At 39.9% G+C, this 26,951-nt stretch carries 27 protein-coding genes; 26 read left to right on the top strand and 1 reads right to left on the bottom strand.

Annotated features, from left to right (window positions below):
* The 7 genes from BO222_RS02485 to BO222_RS02460 form a co-directional block, all read left to right on the top strand.
* Nucleotides 1–255 (top strand): transposase (locus BO222_RS02485; protein WP_178390482.1); only part of this gene is annotated, 255 nt, incomplete at its 5' end.
* Nucleotides 256–654: 399 nt separating this feature from the next.
* Nucleotides 655–1,425, top strand: a complete 771-nt coding sequence (locus BO222_RS02480; protein ID WP_075818079.1) for a GDSL-type esterase/lipase family protein — start codon at nt 655–657, stop codon at nt 1,423–1,425.
* A 158-nt stretch (nt 1,426–1,583) separates the two neighbouring features.
* The gene (gene larC / locus BO222_RS13920) at nt 1,584–2,105 is read left to right on the top strand and encodes a nickel insertion protein (protein ID WP_083647634.1); all 522 of its coding nucleotides are present in this window, start codon (nt 1,584–1,586) and stop codon (nt 2,103–2,105) included.
* Between the two features lie 16 nt (nt 2,106–2,121).
* Nucleotides 2,122–2,952 (top strand): nickel pincer cofactor biosynthesis protein LarC, encoded by an 831-nt coding sequence (gene larC / locus BO222_RS13915; RefSeq protein ID WP_233131193.1) that lies wholly within the window; start codon nt 2,122–2,124, stop codon nt 2,950–2,952.
* A gap of 265 nt (nt 2,953–3,217) precedes the next feature.
* Complete coding sequence (rpsU, locus tag BO222_RS02470) at nt 3,218–3,397, top strand: 30S ribosomal protein S21 (RefSeq protein ID WP_075818077.1); 180 nt, start codon at nt 3,218–3,220, stop codon at nt 3,395–3,397.
* 101 nt (nt 3,398–3,498) lie between these two features.
* Nucleotides 3,499–4,455 (top strand): PhoH family protein, encoded by a 957-nt coding sequence (locus BO222_RS02465; RefSeq protein ID WP_075818075.1) that lies wholly within the window; start codon nt 3,499–3,501, stop codon nt 4,453–4,455.
* Between the two features lie 65 nt (nt 4,456–4,520).
* A complete protein-coding gene (locus BO222_RS02460; protein WP_075818073.1) occupies nt 4,521–5,243 on the top strand; it encodes a YebC/PmpR family DNA-binding transcriptional regulator in 723 nt (240 codons plus the stop codon).
* 165 nt (nt 5,244–5,408) lie between these two features.
* On the opposite strand, the gene BO222_RS02455 is transcribed toward BO222_RS02460, so the two are convergent.
* On the bottom strand, nt 5,409–6,155 hold the full coding sequence (locus BO222_RS02455) for a tRNA 2-thiocytidine biosynthesis TtcA family protein (protein WP_075818071.1): 747 nt from the start codon (nt 6,153–6,155) through the stop codon (nt 5,409–5,411).
* A 260-nt stretch (nt 6,156–6,415) separates the two neighbouring features.
* On the opposite strand from BO222_RS02455, the gene truB reads away from it, so the two are divergent.
* The 19 genes from truB to BO222_RS02360 all read left to right on the top strand — a co-directional run bounded on the left by truB (nt 6,416) and on the right by BO222_RS02360 (nt 26,496).
* Nucleotides 6,416–7,252, top strand: a complete 837-nt coding sequence (gene truB, locus BO222_RS02450; protein WP_075818069.1) for a tRNA pseudouridine(55) synthase TruB — start codon at nt 6,416–6,418, stop codon at nt 7,250–7,252.
* Nucleotides 7,249–8,229, top strand: a complete 981-nt coding sequence (ribF, locus tag BO222_RS02445; protein ID WP_083647632.1) for a riboflavin biosynthesis protein RibF — start codon at nt 7,249–7,251, stop codon at nt 8,227–8,229. Before truB ends, ribF begins: the two co-directional genes overlap by 4 nt.
* 20 nt (nt 8,230–8,249) lie before the next feature.
* Nucleotides 8,250–8,579, top strand: coding sequence for an Asp23/Gls24 family envelope stress response protein (locus BO222_RS02440; RefSeq protein ID WP_075818065.1), 330 nt, complete (start codon nt 8,250–8,252; stop codon nt 8,577–8,579).
* Between the two features lie 318 nt (nt 8,580–8,897).
* Entirely contained in the window at nt 8,898–9,461 is a 564-nt protein-coding gene (nusB, locus tag BO222_RS02435; protein WP_233131192.1) for a transcription antitermination factor NusB, read from the top strand.
* A 9-nt stretch (nt 9,462–9,470) separates the two neighbouring features.
* On the top strand, nt 9,471–10,919 hold the full coding sequence (gene xseA / locus BO222_RS02430; protein WP_075818063.1) for an exodeoxyribonuclease VII large subunit: 1,449 nt from the start codon (nt 9,471–9,473) through the stop codon (nt 10,917–10,919).
* Nucleotides 10,912–11,130 carry an exodeoxyribonuclease VII small subunit gene (gene xseB, locus BO222_RS02425; protein ID WP_075818061.1) on the top strand — a complete coding sequence of 73 codons (219 nt, stop codon included), beginning with the start codon at nt 10,912–10,914 and terminating at the stop codon, nt 11,128–11,130. Before xseA ends, xseB begins: the two co-directional genes overlap by 8 nt.
* Nucleotides 11,131–11,324: 194 nt before the next feature.
* Entirely contained in the window at nt 11,325–12,182 is an 858-nt protein-coding gene (locus BO222_RS02420) for a polyprenyl synthetase family protein (RefSeq protein ID WP_083647631.1), read from the top strand.
* 14 nt (nt 12,183–12,196) lie between these two features.
* Nucleotides 12,197–14,092, top strand: coding sequence for a 1-deoxy-D-xylulose-5-phosphate synthase (dxs, locus tag BO222_RS02415; RefSeq protein WP_075818059.1), 1,896 nt, complete (start codon nt 12,197–12,199; stop codon nt 14,090–14,092).
* Nucleotides 14,040–14,804, top strand: a complete 765-nt coding sequence (locus tag BO222_RS02410; protein ID WP_075818057.1) for a TlyA family RNA methyltransferase — start codon at nt 14,040–14,042, stop codon at nt 14,802–14,804. Before dxs ends, BO222_RS02410 begins: the two co-directional genes overlap by 53 nt.
* A 394-nt stretch (nt 14,805–15,198) precedes the next feature.
* Entirely contained in the window at nt 15,199–16,839 is a 1,641-nt protein-coding gene (gene recN / locus BO222_RS02405; RefSeq protein WP_075818055.1) for a DNA repair protein RecN, read from the top strand.
* A complete protein-coding gene (gene dinB / locus BO222_RS02400; RefSeq protein WP_075818053.1) occupies nt 16,832–18,124 on the top strand; it encodes a DNA polymerase IV in 1,293 nt (430 codons plus the stop codon). The genes recN and dinB overlap by 8 nt, the downstream gene beginning before the upstream one ends.
* Nucleotides 18,121–18,918, top strand: coding sequence for a tRNA1(Val) (adenine(37)-N6)-methyltransferase (locus BO222_RS02395; RefSeq protein WP_075818051.1), 798 nt, complete (start codon nt 18,121–18,123; stop codon nt 18,916–18,918). The genes dinB and BO222_RS02395 overlap by 4 nt, the downstream gene beginning before the upstream one ends.
* A 201-nt stretch (nt 18,919–19,119) precedes the next feature.
* Nucleotides 19,120–19,797: a response regulator transcription factor gene (locus tag BO222_RS02390; protein ID WP_075818049.1), complete on the top strand. Its 678-nt coding sequence runs from the start codon at nt 19,120–19,122 to the stop codon at nt 19,795–19,797.
* 14 nt (nt 19,798–19,811) lie between these two features.
* Entirely contained in the window at nt 19,812–20,876 is a 1,065-nt protein-coding gene (locus tag BO222_RS02385) for a sensor histidine kinase (protein WP_158024540.1), read from the top strand.
* Between the two features lie 268 nt (nt 20,877–21,144).
* Complete coding sequence (locus BO222_RS02380; protein WP_075818045.1) at nt 21,145–21,897, top strand: ABC transporter ATP-binding protein; 753 nt, start codon at nt 21,145–21,147, stop codon at nt 21,895–21,897.
* Nucleotides 21,894–23,786: an FtsX-like permease family protein gene (locus BO222_RS02375; RefSeq protein ID WP_075818042.1), complete on the top strand. Its 1,893-nt coding sequence runs from the start codon at nt 21,894–21,896 to the stop codon at nt 23,784–23,786. Before BO222_RS02380 ends, BO222_RS02375 begins: the two co-directional genes overlap by 4 nt.
* 162 nt (nt 23,787–23,948) lie before the next feature.
* Nucleotides 23,949–24,833 carry a tyrosine-type recombinase/integrase gene (locus tag BO222_RS02370; RefSeq protein ID WP_075818040.1) on the top strand — a complete coding sequence of 295 codons (885 nt, stop codon included), beginning with the start codon at nt 23,949–23,951 and terminating at the stop codon, nt 24,831–24,833.
* 5 nt (nt 24,834–24,838) lie between these two features.
* Nucleotides 24,839–25,696, top strand: a complete 858-nt coding sequence (locus BO222_RS02365; RefSeq protein WP_075818038.1) for an Mrp/NBP35 family ATP-binding protein — start codon at nt 24,839–24,841, stop codon at nt 25,694–25,696.
* A 257-nt stretch (nt 25,697–25,953) separates the two neighbouring features.
* On the top strand, nt 25,954–26,496 hold the full coding sequence (locus tag BO222_RS02360) for a tetratricopeptide repeat protein (RefSeq protein ID WP_075818036.1): 543 nt from the start codon (nt 25,954–25,956) through the stop codon (nt 26,494–26,496).
* Nucleotides 26,497–26,951: the final 455 nt, after the last annotated feature.

Below are 26,951 nucleotides of genomic sequence, written 5' to 3'. Positions count from 1 at the left end.
CGGGAGAACATGTCTTCAGATGCAGGACATGAGATTATGGTCAGCCGGAGCATTCAGGCGGAAGGAACCTTCGGAGATCTTAAAGAAAACTACAGATACAGCCGATTGAGACGCCGGGGACTGGAAAACGTAAAATTTGAGGTGCTTATTGTGGCCATGGGACACAATATCAGAAAATTAAACAACATAAATCGGATGAGTTGCCCAGAACTCGAACGTTATGGAAAATTAAAGGAGCAGAAAAGCGAAATCTGAAAAAGATTATAAACAGTCTTTTTGAGTTTTGGCTCTTTTCAGTGCGTTCAAAAATTGACTTGAGCGGAAAAACACATCATAAAACAGGATTGAATCAGATAAAAAGCATAGAAAAAGGGGCTGTAAATCTCGCTGATGAAAAATCAATCGAAATTTAACAGCCCCTTTTTTCATTTTCCCTGATATCCATCTTCCAGGTTCCATGAGTCTGAACTGAACATATTAATGTGATAACAAAGATAATAAATTAATAATATACTTGAACATCTGAATTATGACATCTATTACAATGATAACGATTTTGTGAAAGTATAAAGGTAAAATAGAAATTATCCGCATTCATCCGCCTGCTCGTTCAGGAAAAATAATGAGAAAATTGGAAATGCGGAAGTGATTACGATGAAAAAGAAAAGAAGAAAATTAAGAAAACAACCATTAATGATAATCACTGTTTTATTGGTGATCTGTATTGCAGCGATAATCTATCACCTGTTCTTTAAGGATAGAGACCTGCAAGTTGGAATTGGTTATTTAAAGGCACAGGAAGAACAGGATCTGGCAAACATCGATGCACAAGTCACTGAAAACAAAAGAGCAAAGATTCTGCAGTCCTTTGAGAATGGAGATCGTTCGGTGTTCTCGCTGTTTAACGACTCATTATTGATTGGAGATTCAAGAATGTATGGCTTTGATGCCTTTGGCTTTGTTGAACCTGCAAGAGTTCTGGCTGGAGCGGGATATACAGTTTTAAACATTGATGAAAGTATGATCAATCAGGCCAGAGCGCTTCAGCCGGATGTCATCTATCTGTCCTTTGGGGTTAATGATATGGGATTGAAGGTGGGTGAAAACGAAGGAGAAAATGGCTATGATTCGGTCTATGAAGAAAAGATCAAATCTTTGTTGGAAGTCAGTCCAAATTCAAAAATTGTTGTGAATTCGATTATTCCAGTGACTCCAGAGGTGGTTGAAAAAACACCTCGTTGGGCAGATACCGCAAGCTATAACCAGCTGATCAAAGCAATGTGTGAGCGAAATGGATGGATTTTCGTTGATAATGATGGCATTTCAGAAAATGGAAATATGTCGTATTACGGTACTGATGGAATTCATTTCAACGATAGCTTCTACCCGATCTGGGCTGCAAACATGGTAGAAAATGTTCTATGAACCAGCTGAAACAGCAAGCGGAATATTTATGAGAACCTCATTTGCTTTTCTAACATGAATTTAACATGAAATCTCAACGAAATTTAATTATCTGTAAAGTATTGAATCATTAAGGAAAAGAAGACATAGAAAAGGAATCAATCTGGAAAGGAACGATTATGAAAGTTTTGTTTTTTCAACCGGAAATGGGAGCGGCTGGAGACATGATCAATGCTGCTCTTCTTGGTCTGCTTAGCAAGGAAGAGCAGGAAGAATATTTACATTTTATGAATTCACTTGGTCTGCCCGATACAAAGATCAGTATTGAACAAGGCCATCGAAAGGGAATTGCAGGTCTTTCCATGAAGGTGCTTATTCATTCATTTGAAGAAGATGATAATTATTCCGACCATAACCATCATCTTGAACATCATAATAGACACCATGATTGTGAAAAAATGCTTCACAATCATCATCAGGAAGTGATTCATCATAATATCCATCCTGAAAAACATGTTCATAATCATTATGAACATCACCATAAAGAATATCATAAACATCATCATGAAGACCATCATGAACACAATCACGGTTTTCACACCTCTATGGGATTTATTGAAGACATTTTAAATCAGATGCCAGTCTCTGATATGATCCGCAAAAAATGCATTAGCCGTCTATCATCGAATCGCTTTTGCTGAATCAAAAGCTCATGGCGTGTGTGTTGATCAGATTCACTTTCATGAAGTGGGGAATCTTGATGCTATTGCTGATATTGTCGGAGCCTGTTATCTGATCGAAAAGATTAATCCTGATCGAATCTACAGCAGTTCCATCAATACGGGCTTTGGAACAGTTCAATGTGCGCATGGAATTCTTCCGGTTCCAGCGCCAGCCACCGCTTATTTGCTGCAAGGAATTCCAACTTTTGCTGACTATGCTCCAATGGAACTCTGCACTCCAACCGGAGCAGCCATTTTAGGTTATTTCTGCAATGAATTCATCAAGATGCCGCCGATGATTTTTGAAAAAATCGGATATGGTCTCGGGAAAAGAGAATCAAAAGATTACGCAAACGTATTGCGGGTCTTTCTGGCTGAGATGGAAGATACTGCAGAACCAATAATCAAGCTTGAATGCAATCTGGATGATATGAGTTCTGAACAGATTGCCTTTGCTGCTGAAGTTTTATTTGAACATGGTGCAAGAGATGTTTATACCATCCCGATTACGATGAAAAAATCCAGACCTGGAATTATTTTGAGTGTTATTTGCATGCCAGAAAAAAGAAACGAGATGGTCTCATTGATTTTTAAGCACACTTCTACACTTGGAATTCGAGAATTATCCATTAACCGTTATTGTCTTGACCGAAAGTTTTTCAATGTAGATACAAAGTTTGGTCCTCTGAGTCTAAAAGAATCCAAAGGATATGGTGTCATTAAACGAAAATTCGAGTTCGATGATCTTTCTCGAATTGCTAAGGAAAATGAATGCTCAATTGAAGAAGTTTTAATCGAACTGAAAAAATTTACCGAAATTGAATAATTATTTGCCAAAAATATAAAACGCTAGATATAAATTTACTAATAGAATCATTATTTAATCTTTTTTTCTGGTGGAAAGAGTCGAATCAATTGAACAAATGTTTGAAAGATGATAATAATGTATCGTTACCATGCACTGAAAGCTCCTATTTTTCCAATCTTCGGTACGATTTTTCTTTGTGATGAAAAAAATAAGATTGAACGATTGAAAATTATTTTTCAGTGTTTATAATGGAACTGTTAAGTCAGGAAGGGAGGTTGTGAAAATGCCGAAAGTTGTCTTAAAAGAAAATGAGCAGTTAGATGATGCACTCAGACGCTTCAAACGTCAGGTGTCCCGCAACGGTACCCTTGCTGAGGCTCGCAAAAGAGAATTTTACGTAAAGCCAGGTGTCAAGAGAAAACTCAAATCTGAAGCTGCACGTAAAGCCAGAAGAGGAAAATAATCAGCCAAGCGCTGATTTTTTTTGTATTAGGAACGGTGCATTTGTTCTGAACTTCTGATTCATTGCTTCATAACGAAACCGATTAGAAAAGAGGATACCGATTGAACGTCTTAGAAGTTGATGTTTCCGAACTGTCTCTGGAAGATTATCAGACTCTGGCCGGAGAACAGGATATTCATTTTAAAACAATTGAAAAAGAGCTTGGTGTTGAATTTCGCACAGGAGCTGGTTCGTTTCGAATTGTCTCCGACAGTGATGCAAAAAACCAGCTGGCTTTAAGAGTTCTGCAGGGATGTACTGCCCGAATTGAGAACGGGCTGTCATTAGATCGAGAGGAAGTCAGCCGACTGTGCCTGATGTCTTTGAAAAATCTGCCGGTTGATGAAGTCTATGAAGAAGGAGCTCCGCTTTTGCGAACGAAGCAGGGAAAAATGATTTTTCCAAAAACAGAAAATCAAAAGCGTCTATGCAACGCATTCTTCCACAATGATGTGATCTTTGCAACTGGAGTAGCCGGCACTGGAAAGACCTATTTAGCGGTCGCCTATGCAGTCAGTCAGCTGAAGAAAAACAATATCTCCAAGATTATTCTGACTCGTCCCGCTGTTGAAGCTGGAGAATCATTGGGTTTTCTGCCTGGAGATATGAAAGAAAAGGTCGATCCGTATCTTCGCCCTCTGTACGATGCATTAAATGAAATGCTTGGAGCGGAAACGGTAGCACGGTACATGGAAAAGGAAGTCATAGAAATTGCTCCTTTGGCATTCATGCGTGGAAGAACACTCAATGAGGCTGTCGTCATTCTTGATGAAGCTCAGAATACAACACAGGCTCAGATGAAGATGTTTCTGACCCGAATGGGAAAGAGATGTCAGATGATTATTAACGGAGATGTCACCCAGACCGATCTGGTCAAGAAAAAAGATTCCGGACTGATCCAGGCGACGTCCTTATTAAGAGGAATAGATCGAATCCATATTCAGGTTCTTGATGAGAGCGATGTGGTGCGAAATCCTCTGGTACAGAAAATAATTGAACGGTATGCTCAAGTTGAGTAATCTCAAATATTGAGCATGTCTGTGCTATCATTTTAATGAATTGCTTGTAACTGAAAGGTGAAAATATGGGAAGACATTTTGAAGTCCGTGCTGCGGCAATGGCTAAAACCGCAGCGGCTAAAGCAAAAATCTATTCTAGATATTCTAAGGAAATCCTGGTAGCTGCCAAAAATGGTACTCCAGATCCTGATATGAACCAGCCATTAAAAAAGGCAATTGCGCGTGCAAAGGCCAACTCAGTTCCCAGTGATGTAATCAAAAGAGCGATCGATAAAGCAAAATCTTCTGCAGATGAAACATTTTCTGAAGCTCGTTATGAAGGATTTGGACAGGGCGCTGGAAGTACAATCATTATTGACTGTCTGACAGATAATCCAAACCGTACAATCGCTAATCTTCGCGCATGTTTCAATAAATCTCATTCAAAAATGGGTGTGAATGGATCGGTATCGTTTGGATATGAGGATCTTGGTGTACTCGTTATTCCTTTTGAAGATGAAGAAGCCATTATGGAAGCAATGCTCGAAGGGGATATCGATCTTCGCGATGTTGAAGTCGAAGATGGATATATGACGATTACGGTTGATCCAACTCAGCTTGATGAAGCAAAAGAAGCCGTTGATAAGCTGATTCCTGATGTTAAATATGAAGTTCTTGAACGAAAAATGGTTCCAAGTGATGAAGTGAGTCTTGAAGGGGAAGATCTCGAACTATTCAAAAGACTGCTGACTTTACTCGATGAAGTCGATGATGTTCAGAACGTTTATCATAATGTGTCGAATGCCTAGGTATTTACAAACCGACTGTATATTCTAACAACTCTATCTAATAAAAAGGATTATCGTGAGGACTTTGATCTTCCCGATAATCCTTTTTTCATGCTCAAAAGCAGTCCTGGTTTAATAATCTTAAAGCGAGCCGTTCCGTATGGGCAAGTTTTCGGCGTCTTTGACCTATCGCTTTTTTCGATCTGGACTCCACAGTGAAACCTGATCACAATTGGAAAGAGAGGTCAGAAAGTTATCCTGGGCCATTGGGTACTTACGGTAGAGAGTCTGAAGAAATTCCTTGATTTCCTGACGTTCAGTAAAACCATCGTTCGGACAGACTCGTCTGACACTTGGGATTTCATTTTCCTTGCAGGTATCGATGATTTCCTGCTCTTTTAAGTAAATCATCGGTCTTAAAGCATACATGTCCATTCGTGACATATATTGCTTCGGAGAAAAAATGCTGACTTTGGAGCCATGAATCATGTTTAGAAATAAGGTCTCGATTGCATCATCCCCATGATGACCAAAAGCTACCTTTTTGCATCCAAGTTTTTTCGCCTTTTCGAAAAGAACTCCCTTTTTCAGAGTAGAGCAGAGAGAACATTGAATCTTTCCTGAATTGGAGCGGTTTTTGTCCATCTGTAAAATTCGAAAAATGTCTGTTTTAGCAATATGAAGGTTTAAAACATGCTTTTTTGCGAATTCAGTCATCGCTTCATGATCAAAATCTTCGAAACCTACATCCACATGGATGCCATAAAGTTCAAAGTTTTTGTTTTTAAATTTCTGGTATTGCGACAGAGCCAGAAATAAAAGCATGGAATCTTTGCCTCCGGAAAGCGCAACCGCAATTTTATCTCCGTCTTCAATCAGGTGATATTCCTGATCAGCACGTCTGATCTGTCGAAGAATGTTCTGTAGTTTCATAATTAATCTTTTCCTGTTCTTTTTTGATATTTTTCTGTAGGAGACTGCATAATTAAAGCAGATTTATTGATAGGAACAACTGTTTATACATCAGCTCAATGCAAAGAAAAGCAGACTTATTTGGATCTAGATATATTGTCTTTTGAAATTATAAGGTCTCGCATGGATTATCTAAAGAAAAGCAACCGAGGTCATTTGTATGCCAGTTGTGATCACAATGGTAAAATAATTGAATTGAAGGATTGGAGGGATTCAATCCAATGGATGGAATCATAGTTATCAATAAACCGACAGGAATGACATCTCATGATGTAATCAACCGGTTAAGAAAGAAATACCAACAAAAAAAGTTTGGACATACAGGAACTCTGGATCCTCAGGCTTCTGGTGTATTAGTCGTTCTCGCAGGAAGAGCAGCCAAGCTGCTTCAATTTCTTGAAGATACGGATAAAGAGTATATTGCATCACTCAAATTCGGTCAAAAGACAGATACCGGGGATATCTGGGGGACCGTCCTGGAAAGTAAAGAGATCAATTCAGATTTTGATTTTGAACAGATTCTTGATTCACTAAAAGGACCTTTATGTTTACAGGTTCCAGCTTATTCGGCAAAAAAAGTCAATGGAAAAAAGCTGGTTGATCTGGCAAGAAATGATAGGGAAATTCCTGAAATCTACCAGAATATCGAAATTTATGATGCAAAAAATCTAGACAGCTTGGATCAGGAAGAAAATACTCATAAATTCAAGGTTTCCTGTTCTTCTGGAACCTATGTCCGGTCAATATGTGAAGAAATAGGAAGGCGTACGAATAATCTGGCGTGTATGAGTGAATTGATTCGAACCAAAGCTTCCGGGTTTGATCTCGAACAGGCTGAAGACCTGGATGCCTCAGAACATACGATTTATCCGATGACATCTGTCCTGAATCTGCCTCAGGTTCACTTCGAACCGATTCAAGATATTTATAACGGAAAACACGTTCGAATCGATACCGATGCCAATCGGGTTCTGATTATGGATCAGGATGAACCCATAGCCGTTTATGACCGGCATCATCAGAATGTGTTTTCCTGCACTAGGGGGCTCTGGTCATGATTGTTTATAAGATTAAATACAATGAAATTCCGAAGTTAAAACCGATGAGTGCGGCAATTGGTTTTTTTGATGGATTTCATAAGGGACATGAACAATTGATTGCTGCAGCCATTTCAGAAGCGAAAAAAAATCATCTGAAAAGCGCTGTGATTACATTTGCTCCCGATCCATGGACGGTATTTAAGCCGGATGCTAATCGTGATCATCTGCTGAGTGATGAAGAAAAAGAACAGTTCTGCAAGAATCTTGGAATCGATGAGATGATCATCATCGAATTTACAAGGGAATTCGCAGCTTTGTCTCCAGGACAATTCAATGAAATGCTGGTGAAGCTGAATGTGAAATATTTAGTCTGTGGATTTGATTTCACTTATGGTTATAAGGGGCTTGGTAATCCCCAGACACTGAAAGAACAGGATGCTTTTCACGTTGAGGTGATTTCGAGCGTCAATGATGAAGATGGGAAAATTTCATCTTCCAGAATTGAGTCATTGATCAGACAGGGTGAGGTCTCAAAAGCCGCTTCATTGCTTGGTTATATCTATTCAGTCAATGGAAAGGTTGTTCACGGATTTAAGAGGGGAAGCAGCCTTTTAGGTTTTCCAACCGCAAACATTGAGACTCCAGCCGGTATTGTGCTTCCAGAACTAGGTGTTTATACCGGTATGGCAGCAGTAGATGGAATATTGTATCCGGCAATGATCAACGTGGGCTATAATCCAACATTTGACAATCATTCGATCAGCATCGAAGGAAACCTGCTTGATTTCCATCAGGATCTGTATGGTAAAATAGTTCGTTTCTTCTTTGTCTCCCGTATACGTCCGGAAATCCGATTTAATAATCTCGATGAACTGATTACTCAGCTTGAAAGTGATCAGAAGGCTGTTAAACCGGCTCTGGCCAAGGAGAAGGCCCTGATCAGGGCCACAGGAAGTCTGTGGAGTTTAAAAGATAGTTTTGTTATAATTGGTTAGTAGAAACTCAGGTGAAAGTTATGTTAAATGAAAATAATGCAATGATGGTCCCTGATCAGTATGGTCAGATCGTTTACAACCGTTCCGTATTCTCTGCTATTGCAAGAAATGTTGTTGAAGAAACCGAAAAAGTTGAAGTTGCAGAAACAAGCAAATTGTTCTCTTCTTCCCATATCACCCGCATTGAAGATGGAAAACTTTATATCTCTATTCCAGTCCGCATTGCTTATAATGCAAATGTCAGCGATGTCTGCACTGGGCTGCAGTCGAGAATTTTCGAAACGATCTCCTACATGACGGATTACAAACCTGAAGACATTGAAATTCAGGTTGTTGGCTTCATCTTTTAATCAGAACACCATATTGTCTTAAACGGGATCGGTTGATCCTTGCTTGAAAAGAAAAAAATGAATACTCAAAGGACTTCTCATTCAGTTTCAGCTTGTCTAATAGGCTGATGACACTGAATCAGAAAGTCCTTTTTTGTTATGGCTTTATTCTGGAATGATCAGAGTTCCATTCTTGAAACGCCTTTGAATACAGGAAGAGAATACGCTTTGGCCGCTTGCAGAATAGCAAAAAGGGCATCAGAGGCAATCAGTGATATACTTGAAATGAAAAATTCTGTGCAAACAGAATGATCCATTATGGATCTGAAAGGATGCAGTATGTCAGAAGTTAAAGAAGTTCAGACCATTACCCCTGAACAGATTGAAAAAGGTATTTTAGACCTTCCTCCATATTTATTCGATTCAGTAAAAGATCGTATTGATCAGCTTCCAATGCCGATCGTTGAAGCTCTCGCTTTAAAATCTCCAATTTCCAAGGAAAAGATGATTGAATATAAAATTCCATTTAATCGTCATGAAATGCGAAAACTGGCTTTAGAAGCTATCTATCAGCATCTTCTGCTTGATAAGGATATTCGCAAAGCCATCTATGATGTCATGAACCAATCCAACGAAATTGATGGCTATCTATATTCCATCTCCGTAGGAACTGTTGAAAACGAAGACTACTTCAAGGATCTTCTTTCTGGAAAGCTGCGTAAAGACTGGTCATTTGATCGAATTTCTCTGCTTGAACAGGCCATTCTGATGATGGGATGTCAGGAAATCCTGGTCAACGAAACCCCTAAAGCCGTTGTCATCGATGAAGCAGTAAATCTTGCTAAAGAATACTGTGACGATAATGCACCAAAACTCATTAACGGAATCCTGGATACCCTGTAGAATTAAGTTATGCCGATTCAAATGCCAAATACTCCGTTTCAAAACGGACTGAAGACGATTCCCGTTTCTCATCTGGTCAGTAAAATCAAGAACTTTTTAGAAAATAAAGTCAATATGACCGGAGTTCTGATATCCGGCGAAATATCGAATCTTCGTCCAGCCGCGAATGGACATCTCTACTTCAATCTTAAGGATGAAAGCGCAGCGATGAGCTGTATTATGTGGTCATCCGCCAGAAGATCTTTGAATTTTGTTCCTGAAGATGGAATGTCCGTTGTAGTTGGCGGTTCAATCAATGTTTATGAAAAACGTGGAACCATGTCCCTGAACTGCTATACCATGCAGCAGACCGGAATTGGTCTTCTGTATCAGCAGCTTGAAGAACTGAAGAGAAAACTGGATGCTCAGGGTTATTTCAATCCAGCACACAAAAAGCCAAAACCATCAGAAATCAACAGGATTGGCGTAGTGACTGGAGAAAATACGGCGGCCTTGCAGGACGTCTTAAAAACGATCCGAACGCGTTGGCCCATGTTGTCTGTCACATTGTTTCCAACACTGGTTCAGGGTGAGAAAGCCCCTGCAGATATTGTCCGGCAGCTTCAGAATGCAGATACTTATGGATTTGATGCGATCTTATTGGTTCGAGGCGGAGGAAGTTTTGAAGATCTTTTCTGTTTCAATGATGAAAATATCGTCAGAACGCTTTATCAGATGAAAACCTATACGGTCAGCGGAATTGGTCACGAAATCGATACTTCATTAGCTGATCTTGCAGCAGATCATCGGGCGGTCACGCCAACAGCCGCAGCCCAATGGGTTACACAAGATCAAAGAGAAGTTATGGCCTGGATTTTGCAAAGCAGGCAGCGAATCATTAATCAGACCAGACGGATTTTTGATGGGTATACCTCCAGACTTATGATGATTGAATCCTATCCATATCTGTCTAATCCATTAAGTTACGTGGACGGCCGTAAACAGAAGCTCGCTTATCTTAACGCAGAGCTTGAACATTGCCTGAGCAGAACCGATCAGCAGGCTATGCTCAATATTACAAACCAGAAAAATGCAATGATTACTGCAATCAAAGATCGTCTGGTTAAAGAAAATCAGAATACTGTCATTGCAAGATCTCTCCTGGAAAAAAGCAATCCTCAAAAGAAGATTTCTGAAGAAATGATTGATATCGAAAATATCAAAAAACAGTTAAAACAACAGATTGAGAGATGCCTTCAGAACGAAAAGCGAAAGCTGAATTTATACAATCAGCTTCTTGAGGCCGGCAGTCCTCAGAAGATTCTTGAAAAAGGATACGCAATCATTGAACGGGATGGAAAACTCCTCAGAAACCCAATGGATGCCGTTGTAGATGATCATTTGAAAATCTGTATGAATACGGGATGTATTGAAGCTCAGGTACTGGGCGTTAAGATGAAGGAAGATAATAATGAGTAATTCACAGAATCAGACCATGACTTTTCAGCAGGCACTCAATCGTCTGGAAGTCATTGTAGAAGAACTAAATAACTCAAATATTGAACTTGAGCAGGCGATGAATCTTTTTAAAGAAGGCTTGCAGCTCAGTTCTCAATGTGAAGATCAGCTCAAACACTTTGAAGCTGAAATGACTGAACTCGTCACAGCAAATCAGCCTGCAAGAAATTAGGTCGATACGAGTGAATAAGAAGAAATAACCAGTTGTTTGTTATGTGTAAAAAGCGCAAAGGCATCGGTTTGATCATCAGGAATAAAAGTATTCTTTGATATAGCTGATTGCTTTTGCGTCTGTTTTCGCATGATCTTTATTAATAAATTTTTTATTCATAAAGATGGTTGGAAAAAGAAAGGGACGCTAAGACAATGATCGATCAAAATATCCTCCTGGCAGAGTTTGATGAATATCTGAAAGACAGAATTCAGGAACTGAAGCCTTCCAGAACTAGAGATGCAATGGAATATTCTCTGTTTGGAAGTGGAAAAAGGGTGCGTCCGATGCTGCTGTTTCGGACTTTAGAAAGCTACGGACTCGATCCGCGGCTTGGCTTTGCACAGGCTGCTGCCATTGAGATGATCCATACTTATTCCCTTATTCATGATGATTTGCCGGCAATGGATAATGATGATTTCAGAAGAGGCCGTCCATCCTGTCATAAACAGTTTGGTGAAGATATTGCCATACTTGCTGGTGATGGACTGTTAACAGAAGCCTTTAATCAGGCTTTAAAAAGTGATGCTTCGCCTAAACAGATCATTGCTCTGATTTCTCTTTTATCAGATAAGGCTGGTGCTCAGGGAATGATCTATGGTCAGGAACTGGATATTCTCTCTGAATCAGCCAATTCTGATCGTAATTTGCTTCATGAAGTTCAGAAGTATAAAACAGGCTGTCTGATCGAACTGCCTATGCTGTCTGGAGCAGTACTGGCAAATGATACGGATAACTATCCGATTCTGAATCAGGCAGGAGAAGATCTGGGGGTTCTGTTTCAGATTCAGGATGACATTCTGGATGCCACAAAAACCGCTCAGGAACTCGGAAAATCCAATTCAGATTTACGAAATCAGAAATTAACCGCAATCAGCGTGGATGGTATTGAACAGGCTCAAAAAGAAGTAAATGTTCTTGCTTCTAAAATCATGGATTCTCTCAAACAGAGTCTTCCGGAGGCATTACCGCTGAACAGCTATATCGAAGAGCTTTTGAAGCGACAGAAATAAAGGGGGGAACGATCTTGAACTTAAGAGATTTGAACGATCCTTCTCAGCTGAAAAACATGTCGATCAAGGAACTGACTGATCTTTCAACTCAGATCCGACAATTTATTTTGAACTCTGTATCTCAGACAGGCGGTCATCTTTCGAGCAATCTGGGAACTGTTGAGCTGACTGTTGCTTTACATAAAGTCTTTAACTCCCCTAAGGATAAGATCATCTTTGATGTGGGTCATCAAAGCTATACTCATAAGATTCTGACAGGCCGAAGAGAGAAGTTTTATACCCTTCGTCAGAAAGGCGGCCTTTCCGGATTTCAGCGCCGCAATGAAAGTGAACATGATCCCTGGGAAGCCGGGCATTCATCCACTTCAATTTCTGCAGCTTTAGGTATGGCTGCAGCCAGAGACCTGCAAAAACAGAACTTTGAGATCATCTCGGTTATTGGGGATGGAGCAATAACGGGTGGTATGGCTTTAGAAGCTCTCAATGATCTTGGCGCACAGCAGCGAAAGGTTATCATCATCTTTAATGACAACAAGATGAGTATTTCCAGAAACCATGGCGGTATGGAAACGGCGATCACTCATTTAAGAACATCTGAGTTCTATCGAAATACAAAAAAAGAAGTGAATTCTTCCAAATCAAGCAATCTGGTTAATAAGACTGTCCATAAGATTCTGCATGCCGGAAGAAATTATCTGAAAAACCAATTCATCGACGCTCCATTGTTTTCACAGTTTAATCTAGACTATATTGGACCGGTCGATGGTCATAATTTAAGTGAATTGATTCCAGTTCTGGAAACTGCCAGAGATCACGAAGGTCCGATTGTTGTTCATGTGGTCACCAAAAAAGGAAAAGGTTATCCATTAGCTGAAAAGGATACAGTGGGTGCCTGGCATGGTGTTTCTCCGTTTGATCTTGCCAGTGGAAAGTCCAAAGTCCTTCATACGAAAAAGGAAATTTCCTGGTCAGAGATCATTTCGAATACCCTGATCGATCTGGCTGCCGGCGATGAAAAGATCACCGCAATTACTCCAGCTATGGCTAACGGCAGCAAACTGCTGAAATTTCAATCGATTTTTCCAGATCGATTCTTTGACTGCGGCATCGCCGAGCAGCATGCAATCACTTTAGCTTCAGGCATGGCTGTGGGTGGTCTGCATCCATTTGTTTCGGTTTATTCGACTTTTTTACAGAGGGCTTATGATCAGATATCTCATGATTTATGTCGGATGAATCTGCCGGTTGTCGTTGGAGTAGACCGGGCTGGATTGGTTGGAGATGATGGAGATACCCATCAGGGAATTTATGATATCGGATACTTGAGAAGCATACCGAATACGATCGTCTGCCAGCCAAAAGATGGTAGAGAAGCCCAGGATCTGCTGTATACCGGATTCAAAACCCAGAAACCATTTTTTATTCGTTACCCTCGCGGTAATGAAGTATATATTCCTAACGAAGAATATGCTCAGATTCCGATTGGAAGCTGGACAAAAACTGTCATTGGAAATCCAGAACAGATTGTCATTACCTATGGACCGGATGTCAAACGGATTATCAAGAAGGCAAGAAGCAACAATATGAATCTGCTTGTCGTAAATGCCCGTTTCTTTAAACCGATCGATCTTGGGATGCTGCGAAAGATCAAGGAAATGAATTTACCGATTACGATTTATGAAACGGATAATGTTTCAGGCGGACTGTCGGATGCCATTTTAGAAGGACTCAATGTGATTGAACCTCAGGTTGACGTGATGGCTATACAGGATAAGTTTGTAGAACATGGAAGCATTCGCGCATTAAGAAAACTGGAAAGAATTTCTACGGAAGATCTTTTTGAAAGGTTGGAAAACAATGTCGATCAGACTGGATCAGAAGCTGACAAGTCAGTTGAACAGCCGAACTAAAGCACAGGATCTCATTAAGGAAGGCAAGATTAAAGTCAATTCAAAAGTTATCCGAAAACCTTCTTATAAAGTCTTAGAGACAGATATCATCGAAATTGCTCAGGACGATAACCGGTATGTAAGCCGGGCAGGCGGTAAACTGCTTGCTGCCTTAGATCAATGGAAGATCGATTTAAAGGATCAGGTTGTTTTGGATATCGGCGCAAGCACAGGCGGTTTTACTCAATGCTCGCTTGATCATGGCGCATCGAAAGTATATGCCCTTGATGTAGGTCATCTTCAGCTTCATCCTCTGTTAAAAGAAGATGACCGGGTGATTGAGATGGAAGGAATGAATGCCCGCTTTATAGAACCGGACTGGTTTAGAGATCCCATTGACTTTGTCTGTATGGATGTTTCATTTATTTCCTGTATGACGATACTTGAACCGGTTATGGAGAAAATATTCCCTAAACATATGGCAGTTCTCGTAAAACCTCAATTTGAACTCGGTCCTCAGGCACTCAATAAAAGCGGAGTCCTCAAACAGCCTGCAAAAGCGCTTGAAACTGTGGATCGAATCAAACGGGAAATAAGAAAGAAATATGAATTTGTCCGTTATATTCCATCACCAGTATTAGGCCGCAACGGAAATCAGGAATACATTCTCTATGCTTCAAACAATCCAGCACTGTATTCGGATCCCCAGGTCAAACATCAGGAACTAATCTGAGTTGAATCATATTCTGAAATTTGAATTTTCATACCCAATATCATCCAGATCCGTGATCTTTGCGTCTGTAAAAATCAAAGGATTCATTGAAGCAGTTGAAGAAATTCATCGCTTGATTCAAAATCAGACCATATGAAAAACAGACAGAATTATCTTTGAATTGTTCAAATCAGGAAAGTGAAACGGTAAAAATGCTTTCCTGATTTTTTAAATTGCATAAAATATGCATAATTTTGGAAGAAATAGAGTAAAATGAGTAGCAGAGAGAAGCAGAAAATTCGATCAAATTTCAATCAAATTTATGAATGTTACAATAATAATGTAACAATATGATTTAAAATATCAGATTGGAATTGGATCGATTCCTGATTTTCAGGAATCAAGGGGGTATTACATGATTGAACAGCTCAGTGTCCGTGACTATATATTGTTTGATAGTGCCAATATAAATTTTAAGAATGGAATGTCTGTGATCACCGGTGAGACTGGTGCCGGTAAATCATTACTGATTGATGCGATCGGATATCTTTCCGGAGAAAGACTTCAGGGAGATGTCGTCAGAAGCGGAAGGGAAAAAGCCGTTTTGTCCATGGTGCTTTCTGATCCATCCAAAGAGGTCATCAGTCTGCTCGAAGAAAATGGTTTTGAAGTGGATGATGAAATCATTATTACCCGTATCATCACCCCAAATAAGAAATCTCGAATGCAGATTAATCTTCAGCCAGCGACGAATGCTCTTGTTAAAAAAGTAACTTCCATGATGATCGATGTTCATTCGCAGATGGATACGATTACTTTAATGAATCCAGAGGTTCAGATGGGACTTCTTGATCAGTATGCTAAAACAGGAACCCAGAAAGAAAAGGTCGAGCAGGCATATAAAGCCTATTCATCCGTGAGCGCTGAATTGAAAAAACTGCAGACAGAGACTTTCTCGGATGAAGAGCTTGATTTTATTACTGAACAGCTCAATGAGATTACGAATATGAACATCAGGGATGGAGAGCTTGAAGAATTGCAGGAAAAAATCGAAGACGCCTCTGGAGCTTCGAAAGCCAGAGAAGATTTTTCTTCTGCCCTGTATCTGATTCGCAAGGACAACGGAATTTCAGACCAGCTGTATACCGCCGCCCGTACTCTAAAAAGATCTTCCAGAACCGAATTCGGAGAAAAACTAAGTGATCTCTATTATGCGATTCAGGATGTATCTGAAGAAATATCGGATGCCCAGGACTCCCTGGCAGCCATGGAAGAAGATCTGGATGCCATGCAGGAAAGGGAATATCAGATTAAAAAGCTCTACCGTAAGTATGGCGGGGACTATGAAGGAGTTATGGCTGCCGCCGAAAAGCTCAACGAAAAGGTTGACCGCATCTTACATCGACAGGATCTGTTCGATAAGCTTGAAAAAGAAAAAAAGGAATCTTTGAAAACTTATCAGAAAGAAGCCAAAATCTTGTCAAAAATGAGACAGGATCAGTTTAGCTCATTAAAGAAACGCATTGAAGAGCATGCTCATGATCTGATGCTTGAAAACTGTGTCTTTGAAATCAATCGGAAAGAAAAAGCGCCTGCCAAAGATGGAATCGATGAAATCGAATTTCTGGTCAGCATGAACCCGGGTCAGCCATTGACTCCACTTCGACAATCGGCATCAGGAGGTGAGCTTTCCCGTTTGATGCTCGCTCTCAAAGTTGTGTTCCAGGCTGACAATGGGATCGGAACGCTCGTTTTTGATGAAATTGATACTGGTGTTTCTGGAAAAGTCGCCTTGGCTATGGGCAGCAAAATGCATACTTTGGCCGAAAATTATCAGGTCCTCTGTATTACCCACTTAGCAAGTGTTGCAGTCTGGGCGGATGAACATTACCGGGTAGCCAAATCAGCCAACCAGCAAAGTACAAAAACAGAAGTTGAAGTGCTTGATGATGAAACTCATTTTGAAGAGCTTGCCATTATGTCCAATGGGGCCGCTTCGCCTTCCGCTATAGATAGTATGAAAGAACTCGCCAGGGAGGTTCGCGTGAATGGCTAGAGTTTTGTTCCATATTGATTTAAACGCTTTTTTTGCCTCTGCAGAGGAACTTAGAAATCCTGAACTTAAGGAATTTCCGATTGCGGTAGGATCATTAAGTTCTCGAGGCGTCCTGACAACCGCAAACTATAAAGCCAGAGAGTTTGGAGTGCATTCTGCCATGCCGGTTCGACAGGCATTATCGCTTTGTCCTGAATTGAAAATAATTCCAGGGGATTACGAGTACTATCGTTCACTCTCCAGGCAGTTTTTTGACTATTTAAGACAGTATTCGGGGATGTTAGAAATTCTTTCTGTTGATGAATGTTTTCTTGATGTCACTGAACCAATTAAGAAATATGCCAGGCCTCTCGATTTGGCTGTAGATATTCAACAGGGAGTTTATGAAAAATTGGGCCTCAAGTGTTCGATTGGTGTAGCACCGACGCGCTTCCTGGCAAAAATGGCCAGCGATATGATGAAGCCTATGGGCATTACGGTATTAAGAAAATCAGAAATCGAACGAAAACTTCTACCTCTTCCAGTCAAGGATATGATGGGAATCGGAAAGAAAACATTGCCAAAATTACAGGAGTTAGGAATTGAAACGATTGGTGATCTGGCCAATCCAGACAATCGAAACAAGGTCGCGCCAATATTAGGAAAAAACTATTGGCCAATGATGATGCAAATCCAGGGAAAGAGCAGTGATCAGCTTTCTTTTTCTTCGACTCGAAAATCAATTTCGCACGCAGAAACCTTTGGAAGTGATCTCTATTCGCTTGAAGAAGTCTTGAATCAGACTCGAATGATTGCCATGAAGCTTGCAGGACGAATGCAAAAAATTTCAAAAATGGGAAAACAGCTGTCGGTAACTTTAAGAGACCGCGATTTTAATAATCAGGTCCGCTCGATTTCTTTATCGGATTATACAAGCCGATACGAGACGTTATATGAAGCAGCAGCGATTCTGGTGACTGAAAATTTTGAGCCGATTGGCTATCGGCTGATCGGAATTACAGTCGGTTCGTTAAAGGATGAAGATCAGATCAATTTGCAGCCCACCTTATTCGAACCGGCCAGTGCGACGGAAACCATTATCCGACAGCTGAATAATTCAGTAAAAAATGAAGGGTTGGATGCCTTCTTTATGCCTGCATCCGAACTTTTAAAGAAGCAGAATAAAAGTAAAGCGGATCTCAAGAATGAAAATGAAAATTCAAAAACAAAATTTGAAGCCAGTGATAAAGATAACGTCGAAACGATCACTGAAAAAAAGGATTATTCAGAGGATCATCTGAAATGAGCGATTTAATCGATAAAGAGGTCGCTTCTGGTTTTGCGATGGATACTCAGATTGAAATATTCGATCCAGAACATCCGGTTCAATTGTGTCAGGACGAAAAGAAAAATCTGCGGCGATCGTGGTTGATCGAACCTGAATATTTTGTAGATCAGAATAGAAAACATTTCTGTTTTAATTCGGATACCTCATTGTTAGCCGAATTTATTCGGCTTTATCAGGGAGAGCGTTTTTTAGAAATAGGGTGTAATAATGCGGCTCTTCTTGTTTATGTTTCAAAATATAATCCAGCTGTTTTGCATGGAATTGAAATCTTAAAAGAGCCTGCCAGACTGGCCGCTCACAATCTTCAGGCTCATCATCTTAAGGACTGGATGATCTTTTGTCAGGATATCCGTCAATTTAATCCCGGATCAGATCAATATGATGTAATCGCATCGAATCCACCGTTTTTCTCTTTGGAAGAGTCTGGGTATCCAGATATCAACAATTTAAATCACAAGAAGCTGGGACGAATCGAAGTGAACCTGAATTTAGCTGATCTGATTCAGAAATCCAGCCAGCTTTTACGCTCAAATGGGCGTTTCTATCTGGTCCATCGGCCCGAACGCATCATGGAAATTATGGTTTTGCTTGATCAGAATAACTTTGGTCTTTCAAGGATGGGAATGGTTTATGATCATCGGGATAGTCAATGCAAAAGCGTTCTGATCGAAGCGACAAAGGAGAGAAAATCACGAACAGTGATTGAAGACCTGATCTGGATTGGTTCAGAAAATGTAATGCAGAAAAATTAGAACAAACCCGGTGAATAAAACGAACTGGAAAATCTGAAAAACAGTCTGTTAAGAATCTGAGATCAGTATTTTTGCTCATTCAGAATTCTTAATAGTCAACCATCAAGGCCGAACATTTATTTCGGCCTTTTCTAACACTTCAGTAATCTCTCAGAACTCAAAAGGGATCTTCTCTATAATGAGTCCATAAGGTGAAAGTATATGACAGAAAAAACAATACTCATTGTTGAAGATGATAAAAGACTGGCTAATCAGATTGCTTCCTTTCTGGAAGGATGGAAATACAAGCCCATACTGGCCAGTCAGTTTGATGTCCTTGACCAGGAAGTTTTCAAAATCAGTCCGGATCTGGTCTTAATGGATATTACCCTGCCTTATTTTGACGGCTATTACTGGACAAGGCAAATCCGAAAGAAATCTACTGTACCCATTTTGTTTATCTCGTCGCGGACTGCAGATCAGGACATTATTATGGCCATCGTTCAGGGTGGAGATGACTATCTGACCAAGCCATTCAGTCTGGATCTGCTTAAGGCAAAAATGGATGCTCTGTTTCGACGAACGGATTACCGCATCAGGCCAGAAACGATCGAGTTGAATGAGACCCTGTATTATGTTCCGGATAAAGCACAGATCAGTGATGGAAAGCAGATCGTTGAACTGACCGGAATGGAGAAGAAGGTGATGGACCTTTTCGTAAAAAAGAAATCGATCACCATCAGCAGAGAAGAGTTAATGATCGCATTGTGGCAGACCGATGAATTCATCTGTGATGGATCATTGACAACCTGCATTTCCAGACTCAGATCAAAGCTGAAAGCAGCCTTTCGTGATCCGTTGATTGAAACCAAGAAAGGAATTGGCTATCAGCTGCCATGATAAAAAGCTTGTTGATGAGTCTTGTCTGCCTGATTGTTTTCAATCTGTATCTCTTATTATTTGATCAGAAAATCGAATTTGAAAATATCCTTTATATCGATTTTTTAATTGGTCTGATCCTGATCATCTGGCTGATTTGGGAGATCACCAAAAGAAGAAATTTTCAAAGGCTCAAAAAAGAACTGTGTGAAAATCCAAATCAGGAAGCAGCGTTCCTGCTCGAAGATTTTGAAAACAGCGACATCTGCTTTCATGACCTCAAAGTCTATGAAAATAGACTGCGCATTGAAAAGAATCGATATCAGGATCTTGAAAACAGCATCGTAAACCAGATTCATGAAATTAAAATTCCTTTATCCTCCCTTTATCTTCAGAATGATGACTTGCAAAATCAGATTGATAACACATTGCTTCATCTTCGAGATAGTCAATATGGTCTGAGTGTTGAAGAAATTGGAATGAGACTTAAGGATCTTCTTCGGGACCAGAGAAGTCAATACGATCAGATGAATCGATTATTAAATCTAATGCTTGATTCAAGCCGTATTTCTTCTGAGCTGACTGAAATACGAATTCGAAAAGTCCCCTTAAAATCCCTCATATCCAGAGCGATCAAAGATAACTCATATCGACTAATTCATTATCAATTTTCTCTGTCGCTTCCTGAAGAGGAGCTGATTGTCTGCAGTGATGACCACTGGCTAAGCTTTGTTCTCAACCAATTGATCGACAATGCGATTAAGTATCGTTCAGAGAACCCCAAGCTATCGTTTTCTATGGAAAAAATACCTGGATTTGTCTATTTAAAAATCAAAGATAATGGACAGGGGATTGCTTCTGAAGATCTGCCAACGATTTTTGAAAAAGGATTTACAGGCACCAACAAGCGAAATCAGAAGATCAAGTCAACAGGAATGGGACTATACTTTTCGAAAATGATTCTTGAAAAGATGCAGTCATCCATCGATGTAGAAAGCAAAAAGAACGAAGGAACTCAGTTTGTGATTAAAATCCCAATCAATGAGTTTGAACTCTGGAAGGAAAACAAAATTGAAGACAATCAGACTTTCAGAAAATAGACCTATTGAACTCAAATGTAAAGACATCAGACTTGGCCGGCAGCCAAGTTGAATAACAATCGATAAGATCCGTTTCAAAAATTAAAAATGATTTTCAGGATCATTCAGGATCACTTGGGAGCATATCGGTTTTGATGTGCTCTTTTTTTCATCGTCTTATTCTCTATTCTTACAGACAATGACAGGTTAAAAGCGCAATTGTAATTTGCTCGAAAGGATTTTCTATCCAATGATTTTTAAAATACTGCATATAAGGAGGTTTTAGAGTATGAAACCAGTTTTAGAAGCTGTCTCTTTAAGCAAGGACTATGGAAAAAGAGGATTTCGAAATCACGTATTAAAAGGGATTTCGCTGAAAATCATGCCTGGAGAATTTGCCGCGATCATGGGACCGTCCGGATCGGGCAAAACAACATTGCTCAATGTGATTTCGACAGCTGATAAACCTACAAGCGGTCAGGTCTTCATTGATGGGAAAGATTTGTTTTCGATGAGCAATCGGGAAATGTCTGCCTTTCGAGCCAATCGAATCGGGTTCATTTTTCAGGATTACAACCTGCTTGATACGATGAATCTTGAAGACAATATCGCCTTGCCTTTGTCTTTGCAGAAAACAAGACCCAAGATGATCGAGGCAAAAACAAAGGAGCTTTCGCAGATTCTGGGTCTGCAGGATCATCTGAAAAAATACCCGTATGAACTTTCTGGGGGTCAGAAACAGCGGGGAGCGGCGGCAAGAGCACTGATTACAGATCCGATGATTATCTTTGCGGATGAACCGACTGGAGCCCTTGATTCGAAAAGTGGACGGGATCTGATGCAGCGTCTTGAATGGCTCAATAAAGAAAAGAAAAATACGATCATCATGGTGACTCATGATGCCTTAAGCGCAAGTTACGCGTCTGTCGTTTACTTTTTGGAAGATGGGAAGATTCGCTTTCGGTTGGACCGCGGCGATTCTCAGAAAGAATTTTATGACAAAATTGTTCAGATCCAGGCTTCCATGGGAGAAAGTTTATGAGTCTGCTTAAACTGGCCTGGATCAACTTTAAAGGATCGATCAGAAGCTGGCTGATGATGATTGTTTCTCTGAGCTTTTCATTAATGGTCATGATTAACATATTCAATATTATTTTTTCAGATATGTTATCGACAACAAGTGAATACACACAGAAGATGGTCAATTCAGTCATGCTGGCAGTGATCGCGATACTGGCAATCTTCTTAATCTTTTATATTGCCTATGCCATCACTGTTTTCTTTCGCAAACAGAAAAAAGAGCTGGGTATGTATGTTTTCATGGGCTTCAGCATGCAGAAGATTGCTGCCTTGTGCCTGATTGAAATTTTGATGATTGGACTGACAAGTTTGATTATTGGTTTAGTTGGTGGATTACTTTTTTGCAAACTCTTTGGAATGCTGATCGAAACGCTTTCTGGAGTTCCAATATCGAGTTCATTCATGATCAGTTCTGAAGCGATGGTTTATGGCTGTCTGATGTTCTGGCTGATCTACCTGTTCTTTTCTTTCGTAAAATTCATAGGAATCTGCCGCAGTTCGGTGATCGATCTGCTCAATGCCAATCGAACCAGCGAAAGAAAAGCATTTCGACCGATCTGGATGGTTTTTCGTGCTATTTTTGGGATTGGCTTTATGGGATATGGATGTTATCTGGCGATCCGGCCAAGCAATAATCTGTTTGAACAGCTTGTCCCTATTGTTCTTTTGATCTGCTTTGGAATTTATCTGTTGTTTTCGGGTTTTATTCCTCTGGTCCTATCCATGCTTCAAAAAAATAAACATTTCCTGTATCAGGAACAGCGTAACCTCTGGATCAACTCATTGATTTTTCGCATGACTCAGAATTATATGACCTATACTGTGACAGCAATTTTGTTGATTTCTTCTTTGACGGCTTTGGCCACTGGACTGGCTCTTCAACAAAGAAAGCAGAAAATGGATCATGCCGCAGCACTTTATCCAATACAGATTCTTTCTCAGTCAGCTGTTAATCAGGATTTTGTCGATTCATTGATCCATTCGGTCAATCCAGAAGCAAAAATCACAACCATTTTAATGAAGATGATCCCAACTGAATATGGAGGAACAGAATTGGTTTTATCGCTGAATGGATTTGAGCGGCTTCTGGAAATCTCTGATAATAAAAATCCTTTGAAGGATCAGCCGCTCGATGACACTCATTATTTGGATCTTGAACATTTATATCTGATGTCATTTCGAACGGAAAAATCTGCAGAAAAGATTACTATTGCAGATCACTCCCTGGATTATATGGGGAAGAGCGATGTTCCGGTTTTAGGTTCGCTTGCGCTTGCTTCAGGCGCTGTTATCGTTTCAGATTCTGTTTTTGATTCAATGCCTGAAGATTCTTTACGTATGTCCATGGAGATTGTTCAGAATATTGATCAGGCTCAGGCTAATCAAATCGCACAGGAACTGGCGGCTTATGATCCTTCATTGAGCATCATGCTGGCTCAGGATAAAGCTGGAGAAATGAATTTCGTTTCAATTACCTACGCGATCAGTTATTTCGTCTTCCTTGTATTTGTCATTTCGGCCTGCAGTATTTTAGCAATTCGGATTGTTGCGGATGCTTCAGAAGAAAGAGGAAGAATTATTATTCTTCATAAGCTGGGGATTGATAAGAGCACACTATCCAAAGCAGCGATGAAAGAAGTAGCCATCCCCTATGTTCTGACCTTTGTACTGACTACGATCTGTTCTTTCTTTGTGATCTGGTGTCTGAATTCCACAATGAATGCGAATCTTTTTCATATTCAATGGATTGGATTGGGCGCAATTCTGGCTGTTCTTGCCATATTCTGTACGGGTTCGATTATGAGTTATCAGAAGAATTCCGGCTTACTGAAGATTTACAAGAATATTTGATCTGTTTGAATGCATTTCGATACAGATTAAAGGGAGGGGTTGGTGTAAATAGAATACGAATAGAGTTTCTATAGACGAAAAAATCAACTTTACAAAAGAAACAAAGTTGAAGGCCTGAATTCAGCAATAAAAGGGACTTGTCAGAGATGCTATAATGAGGTTATGGAATTCCTGCAAGCCAGAGATTATTTTCTTTCTCAGTTAGAAACGGCGGAAAATAAATCTCTTCCTTCCATAAAAGCCTATGATTCAGACATTCGGCTGTATTTCGAATATCTGCAGAAAAACGATATTGCTCTTTCGGAGGTGACTTCGAAGACTGTTGAAGATTTTCTGCTTTTTTTCTGTGCTTCCCATTGCTCGAACTCTGCCAATCGAATGTTATCAGCTCTTCGAACTTTTTATCGAATCATCTGCGGGATCGAACCGGCGATCAATAATCCAACAAACCTTATACGGGGAATGAAAACTCCAAATAAGCTGCCAGTTTATGTTTCTTGTGGTGATCTGCAAAAGTTATTTAACAGCTTCGATGACAGTGATAAGGGGATTCTCGATTCCTGTATTCTGATTACACTTTACTCCTGTGGTCTTAGAATCAGTGAACTCTGCACTCTGAAACTGAATGATGTGCATTTAAAACAAAAGCAGATCAAAGTGTTTGGAAAGGGAAGTAAGGAAAGAATCGTACCGCTCAACGATGTCTGCATCGAAAAGATGCAGGAGTATCTGAACTTTTCAAGATCTCAATCAAGAGATCCTCACTTCTTTTTGAATATGAAGGGAAATCCTCTTAACCGTCAATATGTCGATCGGTTGATTAAAAAGAAATGTGTTCAATTGAATCTGTCCCCCGAAATTTCTGCTCACAGCTTCCGGCATTCATTTGCCACCAGCCTTCTGGCAGGAAATGCAGATTTAAGAATTGTTCAGGAACTGCTGGGGCATTCCGATATTCGGACAACCCAGATTTATACTCATGTTGAAACAGAAAGGCTAAAGCAGGTTTATGATCAGGCAATGCCTGATCCATTTCAGAAAGGATGAAAATAATGAGTTGCGAAGGATGTCCAAGTAAAGGCAACTGCTCCAAAGATGCAGCAAGCTGCCAGACTAAACCAAATCCAAATAATCATATCCGTTATATTGCTGCCGTCATGTCAGGAAAAGGCGGTGTAGGAAAAAGTACCTGTACTGTCCTTCTTGCCAGAGCTTTGGCTGCTCAGGGGAAGAAAGTTGGAATTATGGATGCAGATATTACAGGGCCATCGATTCCAAGACTGATGGCTCTTGAAGATGAAAAAGCATATGCTACTCCTGACAATCAGATTATTCCGATCGAAAGTCAGGAAGGAATCAAAATGATCTCCTTGAACTATATGCTTCCTGATGAAAACGAACCAGTGATCTGGAGAGGACCGATTGTTGCCAATGTAGTCAAACAGTTCTATACCGATGTTCTCTGGGGTGATCTTGATGTTCTGCTGATTGATATGCCGCCAGGAACAGGTGATGTCGCCTTAACGATCCTGCAGGAACTTCCAGTCAATGGAGTCGTAATGATTTCTACTCCACAGCCAATGGTGTCCATGATCGTTACTAAGGCGATCCGCATGTGCGAAAAGATGAGTATTCCAGTATTAGGTGTCATTGAAAATATGGCTTATCTGAATTGTCCGCATTGTGATGAAAAGATTCTGTTCTATAACGAAGATGAACTGAATGCATTCCTGGATGGATCGAACAGCCGTCTGTATGGAACCTTGCCACAGGTCGATCTGATCCGAGACATTAATAAATATGATACTTTCACTTTAAGAGAACAGGAAAAAGTCAAAGACATGTTTACTGAAATCGCCAGTGACGTAATGGAAGATCTTTCTGCACTTAAAGCTGAAGGAAATGCCTAAACCCAGAAAATCAAGTTTTTTTATCGTTTTTCCTGATAAGCTTCTGAAAACACAAAATCAGAAGTTATTCGAAAATCAGTCAAACATTTTTAAAGTTAAGCGATCCGAATGAACTGGCAATCTTCGGGTCGTTTTTTTGATGATTCCGCCTTATTCTCTGATAATAAATAATGGTAGTACATGAAAGTGATGAGAATCCGATCTGGAAAATCAGATCAATCGAATGAACAATTAGAATCAGAATTTGGAGGTAAACTATGGAACAACAAATTTTAGAAGAGACAAGAAGAGAAGCGGATGAGCTTTTAAAGCAGAATAAGCTGTCTGAAGCCATACCGTTAATCAGACAATTAGCCCATTGGGGAGACCTTCCAGCCCAAAAGGAATTGGTGGATATCTTTTATAATTACAAATATGGTCATGAAAGAATTCTTCCGGCAGCTTTTGAATATGTCAGGCTGGCAGCATTGAATCAGGATCCCGATTCGATGGTATTACTTGGAAAAATGCTGATGAATGGGGAAGGTTGCAAGAAGGATAAGGAAGCCGGAATTTACTTTTTGAAAAAAGCAGCAAATCAGAATCATCCCGAAGCGCTTGATGAACTGGCTATGATTTTTCTAAAGGGAATTGATTCAGCCAGAGATGTGCAAAAAGCTAAAGAACTGAATACTATGGCCCTTGAAAAGATCAAAATGAAAAAAGACAAAACTGCTCATGATGAACAAATCCAAAAAGAAATAGCTAAACATCACCTGATGATCGAAAAATATATCGACAAGAATAAAGAGAATGGCTGAGCAAGAATGAGCCTGAATCATTCGAACTCAAATGAATTATTGAGATTTGTATGTAAAGGTTTTTCATTAAAGAAAAACTACCGGCAGCCAGACATTTTCTTGAAAACTGCTCAGCAGTAAACCCAAGAAAAAATATCTGAAAATTCTATTATCAAAGAAATTTGGTTAAAAATATTTTTGTTCTTTCTGCTGCTGGATTTCGGGAATGCGTAATGTTCTAACATATTCTTCGTTAAAATTCACAAATGATAAACGATAAATAATTAACTGAAAACATTAAATTTTAGCTGAGAAGAAACCTAACGTTCAAAAAAGACAGTATTATATCGTAACCTTTTGAAATTTGCACGGGCTTTTATTCCCGGTTATCCCTGAATACCATCAAAGGCGGAAATCTTCTCTGTGCTCCAGCTTTCCTCTCAGGAAAGTCGGAAACGGAAGATTTCCGCCTTTTG

Source organism: Ileibacterium valens, assembly GCF_001945525.1.
GTDB lineage: Bacteria > Bacillota_I > Bacilli_A > Erysipelotrichales > Erysipelotrichaceae > Ileibacterium > Ileibacterium valens.
The sequence above is the reverse complement of the archived record's forward strand: the minus strand, read 5'-3'. Positions and strand labels throughout refer to the sequence as shown.

What these genes read in the sequence shown, in the direction of transcription:
- BO222_RS02410 (WP_075818057.1), top strand. Translation starts at nt 14,040, where the DNA reads ATGTCGATCAGACTGGATCAGAAGCTGACAAGTCAGTTGAACAGCCGA.
- BO222_RS02380 (WP_075818045.1), top strand. Translation starts at nt 21,145, where the DNA reads ATGAAACCAGTTTTAGAAGCTGTCTCTTTAAGCAAGGACTATGGAAAA.
- larC (WP_083647634.1), top strand. Translation starts at nt 1,584, where the DNA reads ATGAAAGTTTTGTTTTTTCAACCGGAAATGGGAGCGGCTGGAGACATG.
- BO222_RS02375 (WP_075818042.1), top strand. Translation starts at nt 21,894, where the DNA reads ATGAGTCTGCTTAAACTGGCCTGGATCAACTTTAAAGGATCGATCAGA.
- dinB (WP_075818053.1), top strand. Translation starts at nt 16,832, where the DNA reads ATGGCTAGAGTTTTGTTCCATATTGATTTAAACGCTTTTTTTGCCTCT.
- BO222_RS02455 (WP_075818071.1), bottom strand. Translation starts at nt 6,155, where the DNA reads ATGAAACTACAGAACATTCTTCGACAGATCAGACGTGCTGATCAGGAA.
- BO222_RS02385 (WP_158024540.1), top strand. Translation starts at nt 19,812, where the DNA reads ATGAGTCTTGTCTGCCTGATTGTTTTCAATCTGTATCTCTTATTATTT.
- BO222_RS02360 (WP_075818036.1), top strand. Translation starts at nt 25,954, where the DNA reads ATGGAACAACAAATTTTAGAAGAGACAAGAAGAGAAGCGGATGAGCTT.
- ribF (WP_083647632.1), top strand. Translation starts at nt 7,249, where the DNA reads ATGATTGTTTATAAGATTAAATACAATGAAATTCCGAAGTTAAAACCG.
- recN (WP_075818055.1), top strand. Translation starts at nt 15,199, where the DNA reads ATGATTGAACAGCTCAGTGTCCGTGACTATATATTGTTTGATAGTGCC.
- BO222_RS02370 (WP_075818040.1), top strand. Translation starts at nt 23,949, where the DNA reads ATGGAATTCCTGCAAGCCAGAGATTATTTTCTTTCTCAGTTAGAAACG.
- xseB (WP_075818061.1), top strand. Translation starts at nt 10,912, where the DNA reads ATGAGTAATTCACAGAATCAGACCATGACTTTTCAGCAGGCACTCAAT.
- nusB (WP_233131192.1), top strand. Translation starts at nt 8,898, where the DNA reads ATGTCAGAAGTTAAAGAAGTTCAGACCATTACCCCTGAACAGATTGAA.
- BO222_RS02460 (WP_075818073.1), top strand. Translation starts at nt 4,521, where the DNA reads ATGGGAAGACATTTTGAAGTCCGTGCTGCGGCAATGGCTAAAACCGCA.
- BO222_RS02395 (WP_075818051.1), top strand. Translation starts at nt 18,121, where the DNA reads ATGAGCGATTTAATCGATAAAGAGGTCGCTTCTGGTTTTGCGATGGAT.
- BO222_RS02480 (WP_075818079.1), top strand. Translation starts at nt 655, where the DNA reads ATGAAAAAGAAAAGAAGAAAATTAAGAAAACAACCATTAATGATAATC.
- BO222_RS02390 (WP_075818049.1), top strand. Translation starts at nt 19,120, where the DNA reads ATGACAGAAAAAACAATACTCATTGTTGAAGATGATAAAAGACTGGCT.
- truB (WP_075818069.1), top strand. Translation starts at nt 6,416, where the DNA reads ATGGATGGAATCATAGTTATCAATAAACCGACAGGAATGACATCTCAT.
- xseA (WP_075818063.1), top strand. Translation starts at nt 9,471, where the DNA reads ATGCCGATTCAAATGCCAAATACTCCGTTTCAAAACGGACTGAAGACG.
- BO222_RS02420 (WP_083647631.1), top strand. Translation starts at nt 11,325, where the DNA reads ATGATCGATCAAAATATCCTCCTGGCAGAGTTTGATGAATATCTGAAA.
- BO222_RS02440 (WP_075818065.1), top strand. Translation starts at nt 8,250, where the DNA reads ATGTTAAATGAAAATAATGCAATGATGGTCCCTGATCAGTATGGTCAG.
- rpsU (WP_075818077.1), top strand. Translation starts at nt 3,218, where the DNA reads ATGCCGAAAGTTGTCTTAAAAGAAAATGAGCAGTTAGATGATGCACTC.
- BO222_RS02365 (WP_075818038.1), top strand. Translation starts at nt 24,839, where the DNA reads ATGAGTTGCGAAGGATGTCCAAGTAAAGGCAACTGCTCCAAAGATGCA.